Source organism: Cetobacterium sp. 2G large (assembly GCF_014250655.1).
GTDB lineage: Bacteria > Fusobacteriota > Fusobacteriia > Fusobacteriales > Fusobacteriaceae > Cetobacterium_A > Cetobacterium_A somerae.
Genome location: NZ_JACHTH010000003.1, coordinates 259,611 through 277,357, shown reverse-complemented (window position 1 = coordinate 277,357; position 17,747 = coordinate 259,611). Strand labels below are relative to the sequence as shown.

The 17,747-nt window shown below is 28.1% G+C and carries 15 protein-coding genes and 2 riboswitches; of the genes, 12 read left to right on the top strand and 3 right to left on the bottom strand.

Features of this window, described 5'->3' with window-relative positions:
- From H5J23_RS02505 to H5J23_RS02475, 7 genes are all read left to right on the top strand, one after another.
- Nucleotides 1-1,426, top strand: a 1,426-nt coding sequence (locus H5J23_RS02505) for a chromosomal replication initiator DnaA (RefSeq protein ID WP_185890880.1), incomplete at its 5' end; no start/stop codon positions are given.
- Nucleotides 1,427-1,651: 225 nt separating this feature from the next.
- Nucleotides 1,652-1,915 carry an HPr family phosphocarrier protein gene (locus tag H5J23_RS02500; RefSeq protein WP_023050032.1) on the top strand — a complete coding sequence of 88 codons (264 nt, stop codon included), beginning with the start codon at nucleotides 1,652-1,654 and terminating at the stop codon, nucleotides 1,913-1,915.
- 91 nt (nucleotides 1,916-2,006) lie between these two features.
- Nucleotides 2,007-3,749 (top strand): phosphoenolpyruvate--protein phosphotransferase, encoded by a 1,743-nt coding sequence (gene ptsP / locus H5J23_RS02495; protein WP_023050031.1) that lies wholly within the window; start codon nucleotides 2,007-2,009, stop codon nucleotides 3,747-3,749.
- An 84-nt stretch (nucleotides 3,750-3,833) separates the two neighbouring features.
- Entirely contained in the window at nucleotides 3,834-4,883 is a 1,050-nt protein-coding gene (locus tag H5J23_RS02490; protein WP_185890878.1) for an alanine racemase, read from the top strand.
- 70 nt (nucleotides 4,884-4,953) lie between these two features.
- Nucleotides 4,954-5,041: riboswitch (SAM riboswitch) on the top strand.
- Between the two features lie 76 nt (nucleotides 5,042-5,117).
- Nucleotides 5,118-6,125, top strand: a complete 1,008-nt coding sequence (locus H5J23_RS02485; protein ID WP_185890876.1) for a methionine ABC transporter ATP-binding protein — start codon at nucleotides 5,118-5,120, stop codon at nucleotides 6,123-6,125.
- Nucleotides 6,115-6,765, top strand: coding sequence for a methionine ABC transporter permease (locus H5J23_RS02480; protein WP_023050028.1), 651 nt, complete (start codon nucleotides 6,115-6,117; stop codon nucleotides 6,763-6,765). Before H5J23_RS02485 ends, H5J23_RS02480 begins: the two co-directional genes overlap by 11 nt.
- 2 nt (nucleotides 6,766-6,767) lie before the next feature.
- The gene (locus tag H5J23_RS02475; protein WP_023050027.1) at nucleotides 6,768-7,538 is read left to right on the top strand and encodes a MetQ/NlpA family ABC transporter substrate-binding protein; all 771 of its coding nucleotides are present in this window, start codon (nucleotides 6,768-6,770) and stop codon (nucleotides 7,536-7,538) included.
- A 36-nt stretch (nucleotides 7,539-7,574) separates the two neighbouring features.
- On the opposite strand, the gene H5J23_RS02470 is transcribed toward H5J23_RS02475, so the two are convergent.
- Nucleotides 7,575-8,018, bottom strand: a complete 444-nt coding sequence (locus tag H5J23_RS02470) for a DUF134 domain-containing protein (RefSeq protein WP_023050026.1) — start codon at nucleotides 8,016-8,018, stop codon at nucleotides 7,575-7,577.
- A 2-nt stretch (nucleotides 8,019-8,020) separates the two neighbouring features.
- Nucleotides 8,021-8,392, bottom strand: coding sequence for a NifB/NifX family molybdenum-iron cluster-binding protein (locus tag H5J23_RS02465; RefSeq protein WP_051364130.1), 372 nt, complete (start codon nucleotides 8,390-8,392; stop codon nucleotides 8,021-8,023).
- Between the two features lie 153 nt (nucleotides 8,393-8,545).
- On the opposite strand from H5J23_RS02465, the gene H5J23_RS02460 reads away from it, so the two are divergent.
- The 4 genes from H5J23_RS02460 (at nucleotide 8,546) to H5J23_RS02445 (ending at nucleotide 14,666) form a co-directional block, all read left to right on the top strand.
- The gene (locus H5J23_RS02460; protein ID WP_185890874.1) at nucleotides 8,546-10,303 is read left to right on the top strand and encodes a sigma 54-interacting transcriptional regulator; all 1,758 of its coding nucleotides are present in this window, start codon (nucleotides 8,546-8,548) and stop codon (nucleotides 10,301-10,303) included.
- A gap of 225 nt (nucleotides 10,304-10,528) precedes the next feature.
- Nucleotides 10,529-11,815 (top strand): serine dehydratase subunit alpha family protein, encoded by a 1,287-nt coding sequence (locus tag H5J23_RS02455; protein WP_147524928.1) that lies wholly within the window; start codon nucleotides 10,529-10,531, stop codon nucleotides 11,813-11,815.
- A 27-nt stretch (nucleotides 11,816-11,842) separates the two neighbouring features.
- The gene (locus H5J23_RS02450) at nucleotides 11,843-13,186 is read left to right on the top strand and encodes a CoA-disulfide reductase (RefSeq protein ID WP_185890872.1); all 1,344 of its coding nucleotides are present in this window, start codon (nucleotides 11,843-11,845) and stop codon (nucleotides 13,184-13,186) included.
- A 49-nt stretch (nucleotides 13,187-13,235) separates the two neighbouring features.
- Entirely contained in the window at nucleotides 13,236-14,666 is a 1,431-nt protein-coding gene (locus H5J23_RS02445) for a cation:dicarboxylate symporter family transporter (RefSeq protein WP_023050021.1), read from the top strand.
- Nucleotides 14,667-14,701: 35 nt separating this feature from the next.
- Here H5J23_RS02445 and H5J23_RS02440 read toward each other — a convergent pair whose 3' ends face one another.
- Entirely contained in the window at nucleotides 14,702-16,411 is a 1,710-nt protein-coding gene (locus H5J23_RS02440) for an ABC transporter ATP-binding protein (protein ID WP_023050020.1), read from the bottom strand.
- Between the two features lie 160 nt (nucleotides 16,412-16,571).
- Nucleotides 16,572-16,749: riboswitch (cobalamin riboswitch) on the top strand.
- 124 nt (nucleotides 16,750-16,873) lie between these two features.
- Between H5J23_RS02440 and H5J23_RS02435 the strand changes: the two genes are divergently transcribed.
- Nucleotides 16,874-17,716 (top strand): sirohydrochlorin cobaltochelatase, encoded by an 843-nt coding sequence (locus H5J23_RS02435; protein WP_185890870.1) that lies wholly within the window; start codon nucleotides 16,874-16,876, stop codon nucleotides 17,714-17,716.
- The last annotated feature ends 31 nt before the right edge of the window (nucleotides 17,717-17,747 follow it).

Genomic DNA, 17,747 nt, shown 5'->3' with positions numbered 1-17,747 from the left:
TGAAATTTCAGACTTTATAGTTCATTTTTTAGGAAATAAAATGAATAGAACTTATTACACAAAAGTTGAACAAGCTTTAAAGAATTTAAAAAATACAGAATATCAGTTTATAGTTTCAAATCATACAAAATTAGGGAAATATAAATTTGAAGATGAGGAATTTAAACTTTTAACTTATCAAAAATTAAAAAAGGGTAAAAAAATATATTATAGAGTTACTCTTAATAAAAATATAAGAAAAAAAATAAGTGATAAAAGATATATAAAATATAACTCAAAGGCTTTAATGGAAATTTTAGCAAAAGATCCTATAGCTGGAAGAATTTATAAATACATTAGTAAAATTAGATATGAAAAGCAAGAAGATAGAATAAATCTAAGAACAATTGCTGCAATTATTCCATTAAAAACAGAACAAACAACAGAAAGAGTAAATAAAAATGGTGATACAAAAACTTATGTTCTTTGCAGAATGAAACAGGTATTAAAAAGAGTTGAAAAAGCATATGATGTATTAGTTGAGCTTGGATATGTAGAGTATTACAAATCATATCAAGATAAAAGTGAAGATACATATTATATAATTTATAAATTTAATAGTAAAAAAGATGGTGAATGTCATGTTTCATCATTTATAGAAAATTCAAAGTCAAATAAAACTAAAGAGATTACTTATTCAAAAGAGAAAGAGAGATATGTAGAAAAATCTAATTTTAATTCTGATGATATAGAAGAAGCTGAAATTGTTGAGATTATAGATGAAAAACCAAAAAAAGAAGAAAAATTAAAGATAGAGAGTAAAAAAGAAGTAAAAAAAGAAGTTGTAAAAAAATCTGAAAAAAATAATGAATTTATTTATCCAGATGAAGTAATAAAATATATTCAAAAAGCTAAGAAAAATATATATGTTTCAAGATCATGGGATAAAAGAACAGACACAAAGATAAAGAAAATTTTTATAGAAGAAGGAGAGATTATTCTAATCGAAGTCTTGAAAATTATATATAAAAATTTAAATTCTAATATTAAAACAACTTTAGTTCAATACATAAACGGTGTTCTAAAAAATCTCTTAAGTCAAGAAAATGATGTTTCAAAACAAAACTTAACTTTATTTAACAATATTGTTAAAGAAAAAGGATTAATAAGTAAAAAGAAAATAAATCAAGCGAGAAGAACAGTTAAAAAACCGGTTATAAATAGTTTAAAAGAATTGATTGATGAAACTGATATCTCTGTAGATATATTAAAGGTTTTTGACGAATATGATGAGTACGAAAAATTAAAAATTGAGGAGCAAGCTATTAAACTTTGTTCTCTAGAAGAAAATATAGATGTGAATTTTTTACTTACTATGAAAAGAAAATCAAAAAAAATCTATTTTAATACAATAAAAAAATATATTGAGAGAGTTATTAATGAGTAGATTTAACAAAACGTTAAATATGTTAAATCAGAGTGTATAAAATAGTTAAAATATCATAAAATACACAATTAAAGACTTAAAAATGAACATTTTTTGACAAAAAAACAATTCAAAATAAAAATTGACAAAATTTTGAAAATTAAGTATTCTATATTAGAATAATAGATTTAAACTTTATGTTTTTATATAATAATAAACAATAAATGTAGAAAGGTGAGTAGGATTATGGTAAGTAAAACAGTTGAAATTAAAAATGAAACAGGACTACATACAAGACCTGGTAACGAATTTGTAAGTTTAGCAAAAACATTTACATCTCAAATTGAATTAGAAAATGAAGAAGGAAAAAAAGTAAAAGGAACATCTTTACTAAAATTACTTTCTTTAGGAATTAAAAAAGGTGCAAAAATAACAGTTCATGCTGCAGGAGAAGATGAGAACGAAGCAGTTGAGAAGTTAGCTCACCTACTTGAAAATCTAAAGGACTAATAAATAGGACGATAGTTTAAAGTGTGAGAAGGATGGGGGTGACTCTGTCCTTTTTTTTGTCAAAAAATTAAAGTTTTGGGAGAGATAAAATATGAGAAAATTTGTAAAAGGTATAGACGCATCTCCAGGGGTAGCAGTAGGAAAAGTATTTTTATATAAAGAAGAGGAGCTTTTCATAGATAAAAGCGAATGCTCAAATATCGAGATTCAAAAAGAAAAGTTAATCGAAGGTAGAGAAAAAACTAAAGAGCAATTATTAAAAATTAGAGAAAAAACAGCTAGACAACTAGGTGAAGATAAAGCGGCAATATTTGATGGACATATAACATTATTAGAAGATGAAGATCTATTTGATGAAGTAACAGAGCTAATTGAAGATGAAAAAATAACAGCAGAAAATGCTTTAGAGCAAGGTATCAGCGGATATTGTGATATGTTAGCAAACTTAGAAGATGAGTATTTAAGAGAAAGAGCAGCAGATTTAAGAGATATAGCTAAAAGATGGTTATACAACATAGTAGGAATAGATATTGTTGATTTATCTTCACTTCCTGCAAATTCAGTTGTAGTAGCAAGAGACTTAACTCCATCAGATACTGCTCAATTAGACTTAAAAAATGTTGTAGCATTTATAACTGATATTGGTGGAAAAACAGCTCACTCATCTATTATGGCTAGATCTTTGGAGATTCCAGCAGTAGTTGGAACTGGAAATATAACTGAATTAGTAACTAATGAAGCTTCGATAATAGTTGATGCTTTAACTGGTGATGTTATAATTGAACCTACACAAGAGGATGTAGAAAAGTATTCAAAGAAAAGAGAGAAATATTTAGAAGAAAAAGAGTTATTAAAGCAATTAAAAGATAAAACAGCTACATCGAAAGATGGAATAACTGTTGGAGCTTGGGCAAATATAGGATCTCCAAAAGATGTTGCAGGAGTTCTAAGAAATGGTGCTAATGGAATCGGTCTTTATAGAACAGAGTTTTTATTCATGGCAAATGATAGATTCCCAACAGAGGATGAGCAATTTGAAGCTTATAAAATTGTTGCTGAATCAATGAAAGATGAAAATGGAAAATCATATCCAGTAACAATTAGAACAATGGATATAGGTGGAGATAAATCATTACCGTATATGGAGCTACCACATGAGGAAAATCCGTTCTTAGGATGGAGAGCTTTAAGAATATGTCTAGATAGACCTGAAATCTTAAAAACACAGTTTAGAGCGCTTTTAAGAGCATCAGCATTTGGATATATTAAAATAATGTTACCTATGGTAATTTCAATAGAAGAGTGTAGAAAATCAAAAGCTTTATTAGAAGAGTGTAAAGCTGAATTAAGAGCTGAAGGAATAAAATTTGATGAGGATATTCAATTAGGAATTATGATTGAAACTCCAGCTACAGCATTTAGAGCTAAATGGTTTGCACAAGAAGTTGATTTCTTCTCAATAGGAACGAATGACTTAACTCAATATACATTAGCAGTAGATAGAGGAAATGAGAGAATATCTCACTTATATGATACATACAATCCAGGAGTTTTAGCAGCTATTAAAGCAGCAATAGATGGAGCTCATGAAGGTGGAATCTCTATATCAATGTGTGGAGAGTTTGCAGGAGAAGCTAGAGCAACAGCTTTATTATTTGGAATGGGATTAGATGCATTCTCAATGTCAGCTATTTCAGTTGCAAAAGTAAAGAAAAATATAATGGCTATCGATAAAGCTTCAGCAGAGGCGTTAGTTGAAAGAGTAATGTCAATGAGTACAACAGAGGATATATTAGCAGAAATAGACAAATATAATGAAGAGCTATTAGGATAATACTTTCTAAAAAAGGTGAAACAATGTTTCACCTTTTTTTGTTTTTAGAGTATACTATTGTAAAAAAGTAATAGGGAGGGTGTTATGGGATTAAAAGATTTTAAAATAAAAGTTTCTAAAGAAAATATTCTACATAACTATCACTATTTAAAAAAACTTAGAAATAAAGAGATAATAGCTGTTGTAAAAGCTAATGCTTATGGGCATGGAATAGAAAATATAGTTAGATTTTTATCAGAAAATGGTTGTAAATATTTTGCAGTAGCTAGAGAGTGCGAAGCTGAAAAAATATTAAAGTTAAAAATAGAAAACATAAATATTATTATTTTAGAAACAATAGATGAAATAGAAATTTTAAAAAATAATAAAAATATTCATATGGTAATAAATAGTTTTAAAGATCTTTTAAATCTTTTAGATAAAGGAGTTTCAACACAACAATTACATTTAAAATTAGATTTTGGATTTGGAAGAAATGGAATTTTAGAAAAAGACTTTTTTAAACTAAAAGAGCTAATAAGAGAAAAAAATTTAAAATTTAAGGGTCTTTGTACCCATGTTTTTGCTGCAGATTATGATGATATGATTTTAATAGAAAAAAGATTTTCTCAGATGTTAAAAGAGTTAGGAGATGAGAGATTTGAGATTATTCATATGCAAAATAGTGCTGGAGTTATTTCAATAGAGGGTGAATTTTGCACTCATATACGGTGTGGAACTATTTTATTTGGACTTCAAGAAATAGGATACTATGATCCATGTATAAAAAGAGCTTTTAAGCTAAATGGTAGAATATTAGATATAAAAGATATAGATGATTTAAAATATATAGGATATGAAAAAAAAGAAAATTTAAATATAGGAAAATATAGAAAAGTAGCAAAAATTCGTTTAGGTTATGGAGATGGCTTTTCAAAAAGAAGTGAAGGTATTATGTCTATAATCAATAATAAAAAGTTTAAAATAGTTCATATTAGTATGGATAGTTCATTTATTTTAGTTGATGATTCAGTAAAAGAAGGGGATAATATTGAAATATTTCATGATTTAGAAGAAAGTATAAATCATTTAAAAGTTCCTCATTATGAATTTTTATCTTGTATAAATGACAGAATAAAAAGAGAATTAATATGACTATAAACAAAAATAAAATTTTATTTTAAAAAAATATTGACATTTTTTTTCAAATAAGATATTATACAGCAAACCATCAAGAGAGACCGAGGGACTGGCCCGATGACGTTTCAGCAACCTACCATTATGGTGTGGTGCTAACTCCAGATAGATGGGAGAAGTAGAAGTCTTGTTTACTTACTCTCATCTTAATTAAATATTAAGATGGGAGTTTTTTTTATACGGGAGGATAAAATGATTACTTTAGAAAGAGTGAATAAAATTTATAATAATGAGTTTCATGCTGTAAAAGATGTTTCTTTAAAGATTGAGAAAAGTGAAATATTTGGAATTATTGGATTAAGTGGAGCTGGAAAATCCTCTTTAATAAGATTATTTAATGGGTTAGAGCCATTGACAACAGGAAAAATAGAGATTGAAGGAGTAGATTTATCAAAACTTTCAAAAAAAGAACTATTAAATAAAAGAAAAAAAATTGGAATGATATTTCAACATTTTAATCTATTAAAATCTAGGACAGTTAAAGAAAATATAGCATTTCCTTTAGAAATTGATGGTTGGTCAAAAGTAGAAATTGATGTAAGAGTTAAAGAACTTTTAAAGTTAGTAGAACTTGAAGATAAAGAGGAATTTTATCCGACTCAACTCTCTGGAGGACAAAAACAAAGAGTTGCAATAGCTAGAGCCTTAGCTAATAATCCAGATATTCTCTTATCAGATGAAGCAACATCCGCTTTAGATCCAAAAACTACAAAGTCTATATTAAAACTAATTAAAGATATTCAAAAAAAAATGGGATTAACAGTTGTCTTAATAACTCATCAAATGGAAGTTATTAGAGAGATTTGTGACAGAGTAGCTGTTATGTCAAATGGTGAAGTTGTAGAAACTGGAAAAACATATGAAATATTCTTAAGTCCAAAAACAGAGATTACAAAAGAACTAATATCATATGTTCCACCTCAAGAAAAAGAGGAGATTGATTACATAAAAAAATCTGGAAATAAAGTTATAAAATTAATGTTTTTAGGCTCAGTAGCAGGAGATCCTATATTATCTAAAGCTGTAAAAAAGTTTAATATAGATATAAATGTCTTAGGTGGCGCAATTGATCTTTTATCAACTATGCAGGTAGGACATTTAATGGTTGAATTAATAGGGGATATGGATAAACAAAATGAAGCAATAGCTTGGTTTCCAAGTTTAGATGTAGGAGTGGAGGTTATTTACGATGGTATTTAATATGTTAATACAAGCGACGATAGAGACAATATATATGGTTTTATTATCTGCTGTGGTTTCATTAGGAATAGGATTTCCTTGTGGAATTTTAGCAGCAATTACATCAGATGGACATATATTTGAAAATAAGGGAATAAATAGAATTTTGAATGGAATTATAAATATAACAAGATCATTTCCTTATATAATTTTAATGATTTTATTATTACCACTATCTAGACTTATAATAGGAACGACAATAGGAAGTACAGCAGCAATAGTTCCTCTTTCTATATCGGCAGCTCCCTTTGTAGCAAGAATAGTTGAAAATTGTGTTTTAGAAGTGGATAGAGGAGTAATAGAAGCAAGTGAAAGTTTAGGAGCTAATAATTTTACAATAATAACTAAAGTAATGATTCCAGAATCGTTACCATCTCTAATCCAAGGAATAACACTATTAGTTATTAATTTAATAGGTTTATCTGCAATGGCTGGAGCTATTGGTGGTGGTGGACTTGGAGATTTAGCTATCAGATTTGGTTATAATAGATTTAAGTTAGATATAATGATTTATTCGGTTTTAATTATTATAGTTTTAGTTCAAGGAGTTCAATTAATTGGAAATTTAATATCAAATAGATTGAAAAAAAATGGGAGGTAGTTATGAAAAAATTAGTTTTAGTATTAGGTTTATTAGGATCAGTTATAAGTTTTGGGGCAAAATTAAAAGTTGGAGCTTCTCCAGTTCCTCATGCACAACTTTTACAATTAGTAAAAGATGATTTAAAAAATGAAAATGTAGAATTAGAAATAATAGAATTAACAGATTATGTAACACCAAATTTACTATTGGATTCAAAAGAGTTGGATGCTAATTTTTTCCAACATAAACCATATTTAGAAACTTTTTCTAAAGAAAAAAATTTAAAATTAGTATCAGCAGGTAATGTTCATGTAGAACCTTTAGGAGTTTATTCTAAAAAAGTTAATAAAATAGAGAATTTAAAAAAAGGTGGAGTGGTAGCAATACCAAACGATCCAACAAATGGTGGAAGAGCTTTAATTCTTTTACATAATAACGGTATTATAAAATTAAAGAATCCTCAAGATTTATTAGCTACAGAGTTTGATATTGTAGAAAATAAAAATAATTTAAAATTTAAGTCTTTAGATGCTGCTCAAATACCAAGAGCATTAGAAGATGTTGATTTAGCAGTAGTAAATGGTAACTATGCAATCGAAGCAGGACTTAATCCTTTAACAGAAGCTTTGATAATTGAAGGAAAAGAATCACCTTATGCTAACTTAATAGCTGTAAGAGAGGGAGATGAGAAAAAAGAGGATATTCAGAAATTAGTAAAAGCTTTACAAAGTGAAAAAGTAAAAGTTTTTATAGAAAATACTTATAAAGGTGGAGTAGTTCCAGCTTTTTAGAATAAAATAAAAAAGTGAGTTTTCAAACTCACTTTTTTATTTTATATCTAATTTGCAAACTTTTCTACATTTAACTTTCTTTTTTGTACAAAATATATCTTCTGAATTACAATTAGGACAAAAATCTAAATCTTTTTTTAATGTGGGAATAAAAGTTTGACCACAAGAGTTACATATAAATTGACAATGAGGAGTTTTAAAATCTCCTCCCTTTAATTGAATTCCATATCCCATAATAAGAGCTTCGGTTATTTTAACTCTTGCTGAATTAAGTATATTTTGAAAAGTTTGTCTTGAAACTCCCATTTTTTCAGCACACTCTTCTTGAGATAAATTTTCTAAATCTTTAAGTCTGATTGCTTCTAATTCTTCAATTTTTATATTATTAAAATGAATATTACAATTTTTACTTCCCTCAGGGATAAACTTTGTTTCATTTGGAATAAATTCTACACTTCTAACTTTAGTAGGTCTAGCCATATTTATTTTCCGCACTTACAATTACAAGAGTGTCCATGTCCATGATGATGTTCATGGTGATGCTCATGACTATTACATACTGCTTCTCCGTTAACTAGTATATGTTTAAAGAATCCATCAGCTATATCGTCACAAAATCCTTCTAGGCCAGAAAAAACTTTAATATCAAGAGATTTTAAGTTATTTAAAGCTCCTTCACCAATTCCACCACAAGCTACAAATTCAACGCCTAATTCCTTTAATTGTCCAGGAATAGCTCCGTGTCCATTACTTTTATGGTATTCTTTATTTGTACCATCATAAACAAAAAAACCTTCTGCTCTTCCAAAATGTTGACTAATTTTGTTATTTTCAGAAACAACTGCAATTTTCATAAAAACACCTCTTTTTTTAGTTATTGGCATATGCTATAATTAATATTAATTTTTTTTAGTAAAAAAGTCAAGAATTATTTTTTTAAAATTGACTGTTACGATTATTTTTGATAATATACATATATAAAAATGGTATAAATTAAAGGGAGTATAATGAAAACTGATTTATTAGTAATAAAAGATGAGTTAAAAAAATATGCAAAAACAATATCGAAACTATTTGCAATGGATGTTGGGATTTGTGATAAAAATCTTATAAGAATAACAGGAAGTGGACCTCAAAAAATAGGTGAAAAAATAAGAGGAAGAGCTAATAAAAAAACATTAGAAACCAAAGAAACAACAGTTATTTTAAATCCTAGAGAGGATGAGATTTGTAGTGGTTGTTCAGAAAAAGATTGTTGTTTAGAAGTATTAGAAATATCAACTCCAATAATGTATGAAGGAAAATTAATCGGTTTAATAAGTTTAGTTTCTTTTGATGAAAATCAAAAGAAAAGAGTTTTAGAAAATTTAAAAAATTATTTAGATTTTGTTGAACAAATGGCTGAACTGATAAGTATAAGATTTATTGAGTACAATGAAAGTTTAGAAAAAACAGAAAGAGAAAATGTTCTTACAACAATATTGAATACAATTCAAAAAGGTGTTTTGAGATTTAATAGTGAGGGGATAATAACAAGTATTAATAATTTTGCTTTGAAAAAGATAGAATCAGATAGTAGAATTCTTGGGAAAAAAATACAATTAAGCTCACAAAATGATTTTCTTATGGAAGAAGAGATATATAAATTGAAAGTTCAAGAAAAAGAGTTAACAGTTCTTGGAAAAATATTACCTTTTGAAGCTTTTGGAAAAAATGAAAAAATTTTTATTTTTGATGATATGAATAAGGTAAATGATGGAATTAGAGGCCTAGTTGAAACATCAAATAGTGTTTCATTAGAAAATATAATAGGTGATTCAGAGTTTACTAAACTATTGAGAGAAAGAATAAAACATGTTGCACCTTCAAAGTCAACGGTGTTGATAACAGGAGAAAGTGGAACAGGAAAAGAGCTAGTAGCGAGAGCTTTACACTATCATAGTTCAAGAAGAAATGCCCCCTTTGTTGTTATAAACTGCGCAGCAATTCCTGAGTCTCTTTTAGAAAGTGAACTATTTGGATATGTGAGAGGAGCTTTTACAGGTGCTGACAAAAATGGGCGTATGGGAAAGTTTGAGTTAGCAAATGGAGGAGTTATATTTTTAGATGAAATTGGAGATATGCCTTTATATTTGCAAGCTAAAATATTAAGAGTACTTCAAGAGAGAAAAGTAACAAGAGTAGGTTCAAATAGAGATATAGAGTTAGACATTAGAATTATTGCAGCAACAAATGTAGATTTAGAGAAAAAAATTCTTGAAAAAGAATTTAGAGAAGATCTTTATTATCGATTGAAAGTTATTCCTTTTGAAATAGCACCTTTAAGGGACAGAAGAGAGGATATTTTACCAATAACAAAAAATCTCATAAAAAAATATAATAGAATAACTGAAAAATACATAAGCTTTATTGATATAGAAGTAGAAAAGTTATTTTTAAATTATTCTTGGCCAGGAAATATAAGAGAATTAGAAAATGTAGTAGAGTTTATGTTTAATCTTTCAGATAATAGTGATATTTTAAGTTTATCCACAGTTCCTGAAAAGCTATTAGAAAATAGAAGAATAAATAATGAAATAGTTGTAGAGAAAAAAGAATCAAAAGATGTATCTTATATGGAAGATTTTCAAGTTGTGGAAAAAAGTTACATTGAAAAAGCACTCAAAATTTTTGGAAGAGATACAGAAGGAAAGAAAAAAATTGCAGATAAAATGGGAATAGGATTGACAACTTTATATAGAAAAATACAGAAATATAATATTTAGAATTTTCAAAATGAAAAAAACTATTTTCAAAATGAAAAAATTTTCAAAATGAAAAAAATAAAAATTAAATTTATATAAATATTGTTAAACTATATTTAAAGTTTACAGAAAATAATACAAAAAAAAATAAAAAATTACATAAATTTAATAAAAATATCTATTGGAATGAAAATTGCTTATTATATACTTGTATATTATAAAATAATTAGGTATTTAAAGGAGGAATTGAGAGTTATGATAGATAAAATTTTAAGTATTTTAAATGAAGAGATAGTTCCAGCAGAGGGGTGTACAGAACCGATAGCTTTAGCATATATAGGAAGTAAATTAACATCAATATTAGGTGGAGTTCCAGAGAAGGTTGATATCGCTTTATCAGGAAATTTAATAAAAAATGTTAAAAGTGTAAAAATACCAAACTCAGAAGGAATGGTAGGAATAGAGGCAGCTGTAGCTCTTGGAACAATTTTAGGAGATTCTAAAAAAGAGTTAATGGTTATATCAAGCGTTGATAAATCAAGATTAAATGAAGTTAAAGAGTATTTAGATAATAAAAAAGTTGTAGCTACTAAAATAGAAGGGGATGTAAAGCTTCATATGAGAGCTACAGGAGTTTTAGGACAAGATACAGTTACAATAGAGATTAAAGATTATCATACAAATATTGTTAAAATAGAAAAAAATGGTGAAATAATAAAAGGTGCATCTTGTGACGAAGTTGTTACTGGAGATATGATGACAGATAAAAGTTTTTTAACTGTTGAGTTAATCCATGATTTAGCTAAAACTATAGACTTAGCCTTAATTGCTCCAATTTTTGAAAAGGTTATAGCTTATAACTCAGCTATAGCAAACGAAGGTTTAAAAAATGATTATGGAATAAGTATGGGTAAAAGTTTATATGAAGGTATGCAAGAGGGAGTTTACGGTAAAGATTTAAAAAACAAAATTGTAAGTTTTGCAAGTGCTGGAAGTGATGCAAGAATGAACGGGTGTTCTATGCCAGTAATGACAACAAGTGGAAGTGGAAATCAAGGTATGTCTGCATCTTTACCAGTTATAAAGTACTGTGAAGAAAAAGGATTAACACATGAGCAATTAATAAGAGGACTATTCTTTTCGCATTTAACAACAATACATATAAAATCAAACGTTGGAAGATTATCAGCATATTGTGGAGTTGTTTGTGCTGGTGGAGGAGTAGCAGGAGCTTTAGCCTTTTTAGATGGAATGCCTTTAGACAGAATAGATGCAGCAATTGAAACAACTTTAGCAACATTATCAGGAATGCTATGTGATGGAGCAAAGAGTTCTTGTGCAACAAAAATAGCGAGTTCAATTGGAATGGCATTTGATTCATACTATTTATCTAAAAAGAAAAAGAACTTTGAATATGGAGAAGGAATAGTTGGTAAAGATGTTGAAGCAACTTTAGCCAATGTAAAGGTTTTAGCTCATGAAGGATTAAGACAGACAGATGAAGTTGTTTTAGAAATAATGTTAAATAACTAGTTTTAATATATGGTTTTAGGAGGAAAAATGAAAATAATAATTATCGGTGGAGTTGCCGCTGGAATGTCAGCAGCAGCAAAAGCAAGTAGACTTAACAAAGAAGCAGAGTTAGTAATTTATGAAAAAACTGAGGTTGTTTCATGGGGAGCTTGTGGGCTTCCATACTATGTTGGAAACTTTTTTGAAAGTCCAAATAATATGATAGCAAGACCAGTAGAGAAATTTATAGAAGCTGGAATGAACATAAAAATAAAGCACGAAGTTATAGCAATTGATGTAGATAAAAAAGAGGTAACTGTTAAAAATTTAGTAACAGGTGAAACTTTTATAGACAATTATGATAAATTAATGGTAGCTACAGGAGCTCATGCAATAATGCCACCAATTAAAAATTTATCTACTAAAGGTGTGTATACTTTAAAAGATTATACAGATGGAATAATCTTAAAAGAAGAAATGCTAAAAGATGAGAACCAAGATATCGTTATAGTTGGAGCTGGATATATTGGACTTGAAGTAGCAGAGGCAGCTAAACATTTAGGAAAAAGAAGTGTTAGAATAATTCAATTAGGTGATAGAGTTCTTTTAGAAAGTTTTGATAAAGAGATAACTGATGTTATGGAAGAGGAAATAAGAACTCACGAAGGTGTAGGACTGCACTTAGAAGAGATTGTACAAGAGATTGTAGAGGAAAATGGAAAAGTTGTAAAAGTAAAGACTAACAAAGGGGAATACCCAGCTGATATAGTTGTTGTATCAACAGGAGTAAGACCAAATACAGCTTTCTTAAAAGAAACAGGAATTGAAATGTTAGGAAATGGAGCTTTAGTAATAGATAACCATGGAAGAACAAGTATTGATTCAATCTACTCAGCAGGAGATTGTGCAACAGTTCCTCATTTAGTAAGAAAAGAAAATGTGTATATTCCTCTTGCAACAACTGCTAATAAAATTGGTAGAATAGTTGGAGAAAACTTAGCAGGAGTAGAAACTGAGTTTCAAGGAACTTTAGGATCAGCAGCAGTAAAAGTTATGGATGTAGAGGCTGGAAGAACTGGAATAACAGAATCTGAAGCAATAAAAATGGGAATAAACTATAAAACTGTATTTATAAAAGATAAAAATCAAACAAACTATTATCCAGGTAGAGAGGACATATTTGTAAAGTTAATTTATGATGCAGATACAAGAGTTCTTTTAGGAGGACAAATTGCAGGTAAAAAAGGCGCAGTTTTAAGAGTAGACTCTTTAGCAACAGCGATTTATGCTAAGTTAACAGTGGATGAGATTGGAATGATGGATTTCTGTTATGCTCCACCATTTGCTAGAACTTGGGATGTAATGAACGTAGCTGGTAATGTAGCAAAATAAAATAGGCTTCAATAAAAATTAAAATATAGAAACGGGAGAAAAAAAAACAATGAACAATGTATTTTTTGAACAATTTTTAATGATTAGTGATTTGAAAACTGTTGGTTTCTTAGTAGCATTATTAGTAATTTTATTTCTAATAAATATGTTACCAAAGAAAAAATTTAACTTTTCAGCAAAAGTTATGGTTGCAACAGTTGTTGGTTTAATTTTAGGATTAGCAATTCAATTTGTAGCTGGATTCCCAGAGAATCCAATGAATTTAACATTTGTAAAAGAGACAACACTATGGTATAGCTTACTTGGTGGAGGATTTATATCTTTAATTAGAATGTTAGTTATTCCATTAGTTATGGTATCAATCATACATGTTATTATTAACATGAAAGAGGATGCGAATTTAGGAGATTTAGTAAAGAAAAGTTTAATTATTACTTTAGTAATGGTTGCAATTTCTGTAGGTGTTGGATTACTTTTAGGAAATTTATTTGAAGTTGGAAAAGTTTCAACTGATGCAGTACAAGCTGTAGCAACAGAGGGTGGAAGAAAAATCAGAGAGGTTAGCAATATTGTTGATACATTGAAAGCTCTTATTCCTTCAAACCCAGTTGAAGCAATGGTTAAGTTAAATATTGTTGGATTAGTTATATTCTCAGCAGTTGTTGGAGTAGCAGCAAAGAGAATGTCAAAGAAATATATGGATACTGTAAAGCCATTCTTTGATTTAATAAATGCTTCTCAAAAAATTATAGTATCAATGGCAATGAGTATTATTAGATGGATGCCTTTAGCAGTAGTACCATTATTAGCAAACACAATTGCACAAAAAGGTATTGGAGCAATAGCAGAAGTAGGAAAATTCATAGCAGTTTTATACTTAGCAACAGCAGTTATGTTTGTAATACAGATGATAGCAGTATCATTCTTTGGATTAAATCCATTTACATATGTAAAGAAAAGTATCTCTTTAATGATTTTAGCATTTACGTCTAGATCAAGTGTTGGATGTTTACCAGTAACAATTTCAACATTAACTAATAAACTAGGTGTTAGTGAATCAACAGCAAGTTTTGTTGCAAGTTTTGGTACAACAGCAGGAATGCAAGGTTGTGCAGGAATATTCCCAGCATTAACAATTGTATTTGTTACAAATATGAGCGGACATCCAATTGATGCAACATTAATAGTAATGTCTATAATTGTTGTGGCAATTAGTTCATTAGGAATTGCAGGAATTCCAGGAACAGCAACAATGGCAGCTTCAGTTGCTTTATCAGGAACTGGATTAGCAGCTATGTTCCCTCTAATTAACCCAATCTTAGCAATCGATCCTATTATCGATATGCCAAGAACAATGTTAAACGTAATTGGATCAGTTACAAACGCATTAATGGTTGATAAGAGTTTAGGAAACTTAAATCATGAAGTTTATCAAGATGCAGAAGCAGGAAATGAAGCAAACTCTTCTGAGATTGAGTAATAATAAAAAAAGCCACCTTCAAGGTGGCTTTTACTTTATCTAATTCCATGATATAACCTATAGAATTTACCTTCTAATTTTAAAAGTTCTTTAAATGAACCAGATTCAACAATATTATCATCTCCCAAGACATAGATTTTATCAAAATCTTCAAGGATACTAAGTCTATGAGTTATTGCGATAACAATTCTATCATTATATTCCTCTTTTATATTTTTTAAAATAGATTTTTCATTGATAATATCTAAGGCATTAGTTGCTTCATCTAAAAGAATCAAATCAGGATTTTTTAAGAATAACCTAGCCATAGCAATTTTTTGTCTTTGTCCAGAGCTTACATGTACTCCACCTTCACCAATTATAGTATTTTCCTCTTGAGGAAATTTGTCAAAAATTTCATAAACATATGATTTTTCAATTGCAAAGTTTAATTCCTCTTCAGTACAATTTTCTTTTACAAGAGTGATATTATCAATTAAACTTCCATTTATAATATAATCACTTTGATCTACGATTCCAAGTCGTTCTAAATATGTTTTAAAAGTTATTTTATTTAATGGAATATTATTAATTAAAATTTCCCCATTTGTAGGAAGTAAAGCTCTTTTTAAAAGAGAAGCAGTAGTACTTTTACCAATTCCACTTTCACCAACTAGAGCTATTTTTTCTCCTTTTTCTATTTTTAAATTAAAGTTTTGTAAAATAGATTTCTCATCATAAGAAAAGCCTATATTTTTAAATTCAATTGAAGTGATAGGTTCTATTAGTGGTATATCTCCATCCATTCTATTGTTAAGATTTATAATTTCAGTAAATCTATTAACTCCAGATATTCCTTTTTGATAGATATCAACAAGTCCAACCATTCTCATAATTCTAAGTCTAAAACGATCAACTAAAAGCAAAAAAGATAAGATAATTCCCATTGTAACTCCATCTTTTATGTATAAATAACCTCCAGCAAGAATAATTATAAGTTGAGTTATATTAGAGTAAAAAGTTACTCCTGAAACAATTAAGCTAGATGGAATCATATTCTTCTTTTCACTTTCTAAAAGAGTATCATTTTTTTCAAGAAATCTTTTTTGAGCATAACCTTCTAAATAGTTATCTTTTAAAAAGGAGATAGTTCTCAAAATATCATGAAGATTAGCAGATAATAAACCTGAATTTTTTCGAACACTTCTATGACCAGCTTTCATTTTTTTATTTTCCTTATAAACAAAGATTAATGTTAGTGGTAAAGGAAATAAAGTAATTAGTGAAAGTTTTAAATCAAAATCTATCATTATAAAGATAGAAGCAATAATAGTTATAACTGAAAATATAAAATCCTCTAATCCTCTATGACAAAGAGTGGAAACACTATCTAAGTCATTAATAACTCTAGAAATTAAATCACCACTTTGATTTTTTTTAAAAAACTCACTAGGTTGATTTAAAAGTTTTTTTAATAGATCATTTCTCATACTTTGTTTTATTTTACTTCCCATTAATTTTCCGTTTGCTTGAGAATTAACGGCAAAAAATAGACGCAAAATATAAAGAATAATTAGTATAATAGAAAATTTTAACAATAAATCAATATTTTTAGATGGAAGAGCATCATCTATTAAATTTTTAATTAAAAGTGGTGAGTAAACATCAATAGCAGTCATAGCTAATCTCACACCTAAAAATAGAAGAAGAAGCTTATTTTCCTTTTTTAAATAGTAAATAAGAGTTCCAAAAGATGTTTTTTTCATAAAAAGTTCTCCTTAAAATACATTTATTTCTAAATTAATAGTAACTTTTTTTATACCTAAAAGTCAATACTTCATGATATAAATAATATAAATAATAGATGATAATGTTATAAATTTTAGATAATTTGATTGAAATTTGTACGATAAAGTGTTAATATTAATTAGATAAAAATGTAATGGTTCAACTTGATTAAAAGGGAATTGAGTGAAAATCTCAAACGGTCCCGCCACTGTATAGAGGATGAAAACAGTAATACCACTGAGGATATAAACCTTGGGAAGGGCTGTGAGTAGGATGAATCTAAGTCAGGAGACCTGCCATTATTTAGAATTCTGCGAGGACAGAGAAGGTAAAGGTTTTTACACTTCTCTTTTAGTATTTTCAAAAGGGAGGTTTTTTTTATTGGTGAGAAATTTTAATTTAAAATAAAAATAAAGAAAAATAATACAGGGAGATTAATGATGAACTTTTACAAAACTATGGAAAAGGGCGCGATTGTAGCAGCACATTTTGGAACGACACATGAAGACACAAGAGAAAAAACAATAGATATAATAAATAAAAAATTAAAAAATGAGTTTGATAAATTAGATTTTTTTCAGGTTTATACATCAAGAATTATAAATAGAATACTTTCAAAAAGAGGTATTGAAAATTTAAATACCACTCAAATTTTAGAAAAACTAGTAGAGCAAGGATATCAACATGTAATTATTCAACCAACATATATAATAAATGGAACTGAAATGGAAGCTTTAAAAAGAGAAGTGGATATGTTTTCTGATAAATTTGAAGATATAAGAGTTGGAACTCCATTATTAACAGAAGTAGATGATTATTTTAAGTTAATTGAAGTAATAGAAAAAGAAGTTGGAGTTTTAAAAGAGGATGAAGGAGTTGTGATGATAGGGCATGGCACAGAGCATCCTGCATTGTCAGCTTATCCAATGTTAGCTTATGTTACAAAAGACTTAGAAAAACCGATATACATAGGAACGGTAGAAGGATATCCAGGGCTAGATAATGTAGTAAGAGAGTTAAAAAGAGATAATAAAAGAAAAGTTACGTTAATGCCTCTTATGTTTGTAGCTGGAGATCATGCTAAAAATGATATAGCTGAAGATTGGAAAGAATCATTGGAAGAGAATGGATTTGAAGTAGAGGTAAATTTAAGAGGTTTAGGTGAAATTGAATCTATTCAAAATATTTTTATAGAGAGAGCTAAAAAATTAGAGAATTCTCAACCAGAGGATATACTAGTAAAAAAAGCTGAGTATGCTAAAGGAAGAAAAGCTTCTCATTAATTGGAAGAGTTTAACTCTTCCGCTTTTTATT

Coding starts and splice junctions, on each gene's coding strand:
- H5J23_RS02500 (WP_023050032.1), top strand. CDS start 1,652: ATGGTAAGTAAAACAGTTGAAATTAAAAATGAAACAGGACTACATACA.
- ptsP (WP_023050031.1), top strand. CDS start 2,007: ATGAGAAAATTTGTAAAAGGTATAGACGCATCTCCAGGGGTAGCAGTA.
- H5J23_RS02490 (WP_185890878.1), top strand. CDS start 3,834: ATGGGATTAAAAGATTTTAAAATAAAAGTTTCTAAAGAAAATATTCTA.
- H5J23_RS02485 (WP_185890876.1), top strand. CDS start 5,118: ATGATTACTTTAGAAAGAGTGAATAAAATTTATAATAATGAGTTTCAT.
- H5J23_RS02480 (WP_023050028.1), top strand. CDS start 6,115: ATGGTATTTAATATGTTAATACAAGCGACGATAGAGACAATATATATG.
- H5J23_RS02475 (WP_023050027.1), top strand. CDS start 6,768: ATGAAAAAATTAGTTTTAGTATTAGGTTTATTAGGATCAGTTATAAGT.
- H5J23_RS02470 (WP_023050026.1), bottom strand. CDS start 8,018: ATGGCTAGACCTACTAAAGTTAGAAGTGTAGAATTTATTCCAAATGAA.
- H5J23_RS02465 (WP_051364130.1), bottom strand. CDS start 8,392: ATGAAAATTGCAGTTGTTTCTGAAAATAACAAAATTAGTCAACATTTT.
- H5J23_RS02460 (WP_185890874.1), top strand. CDS start 8,546: ATGAAAACTGATTTATTAGTAATAAAAGATGAGTTAAAAAAATATGCA.
- H5J23_RS02450 (WP_185890872.1), top strand. CDS start 11,843: ATGAAAATAATAATTATCGGTGGAGTTGCCGCTGGAATGTCAGCAGCA.
- H5J23_RS02445 (WP_023050021.1), top strand. CDS start 13,236: ATGAACAATGTATTTTTTGAACAATTTTTAATGATTAGTGATTTGAAA.
- H5J23_RS02440 (WP_023050020.1), bottom strand. CDS start 16,411: ATGAAAAAAACATCTTTTGGAACTCTTATTTACTATTTAAAAAAGGAA.
- H5J23_RS02435 (WP_185890870.1), top strand. CDS start 16,874: ATGAACTTTTACAAAACTATGGAAAAGGGCGCGATTGTAGCAGCACAT.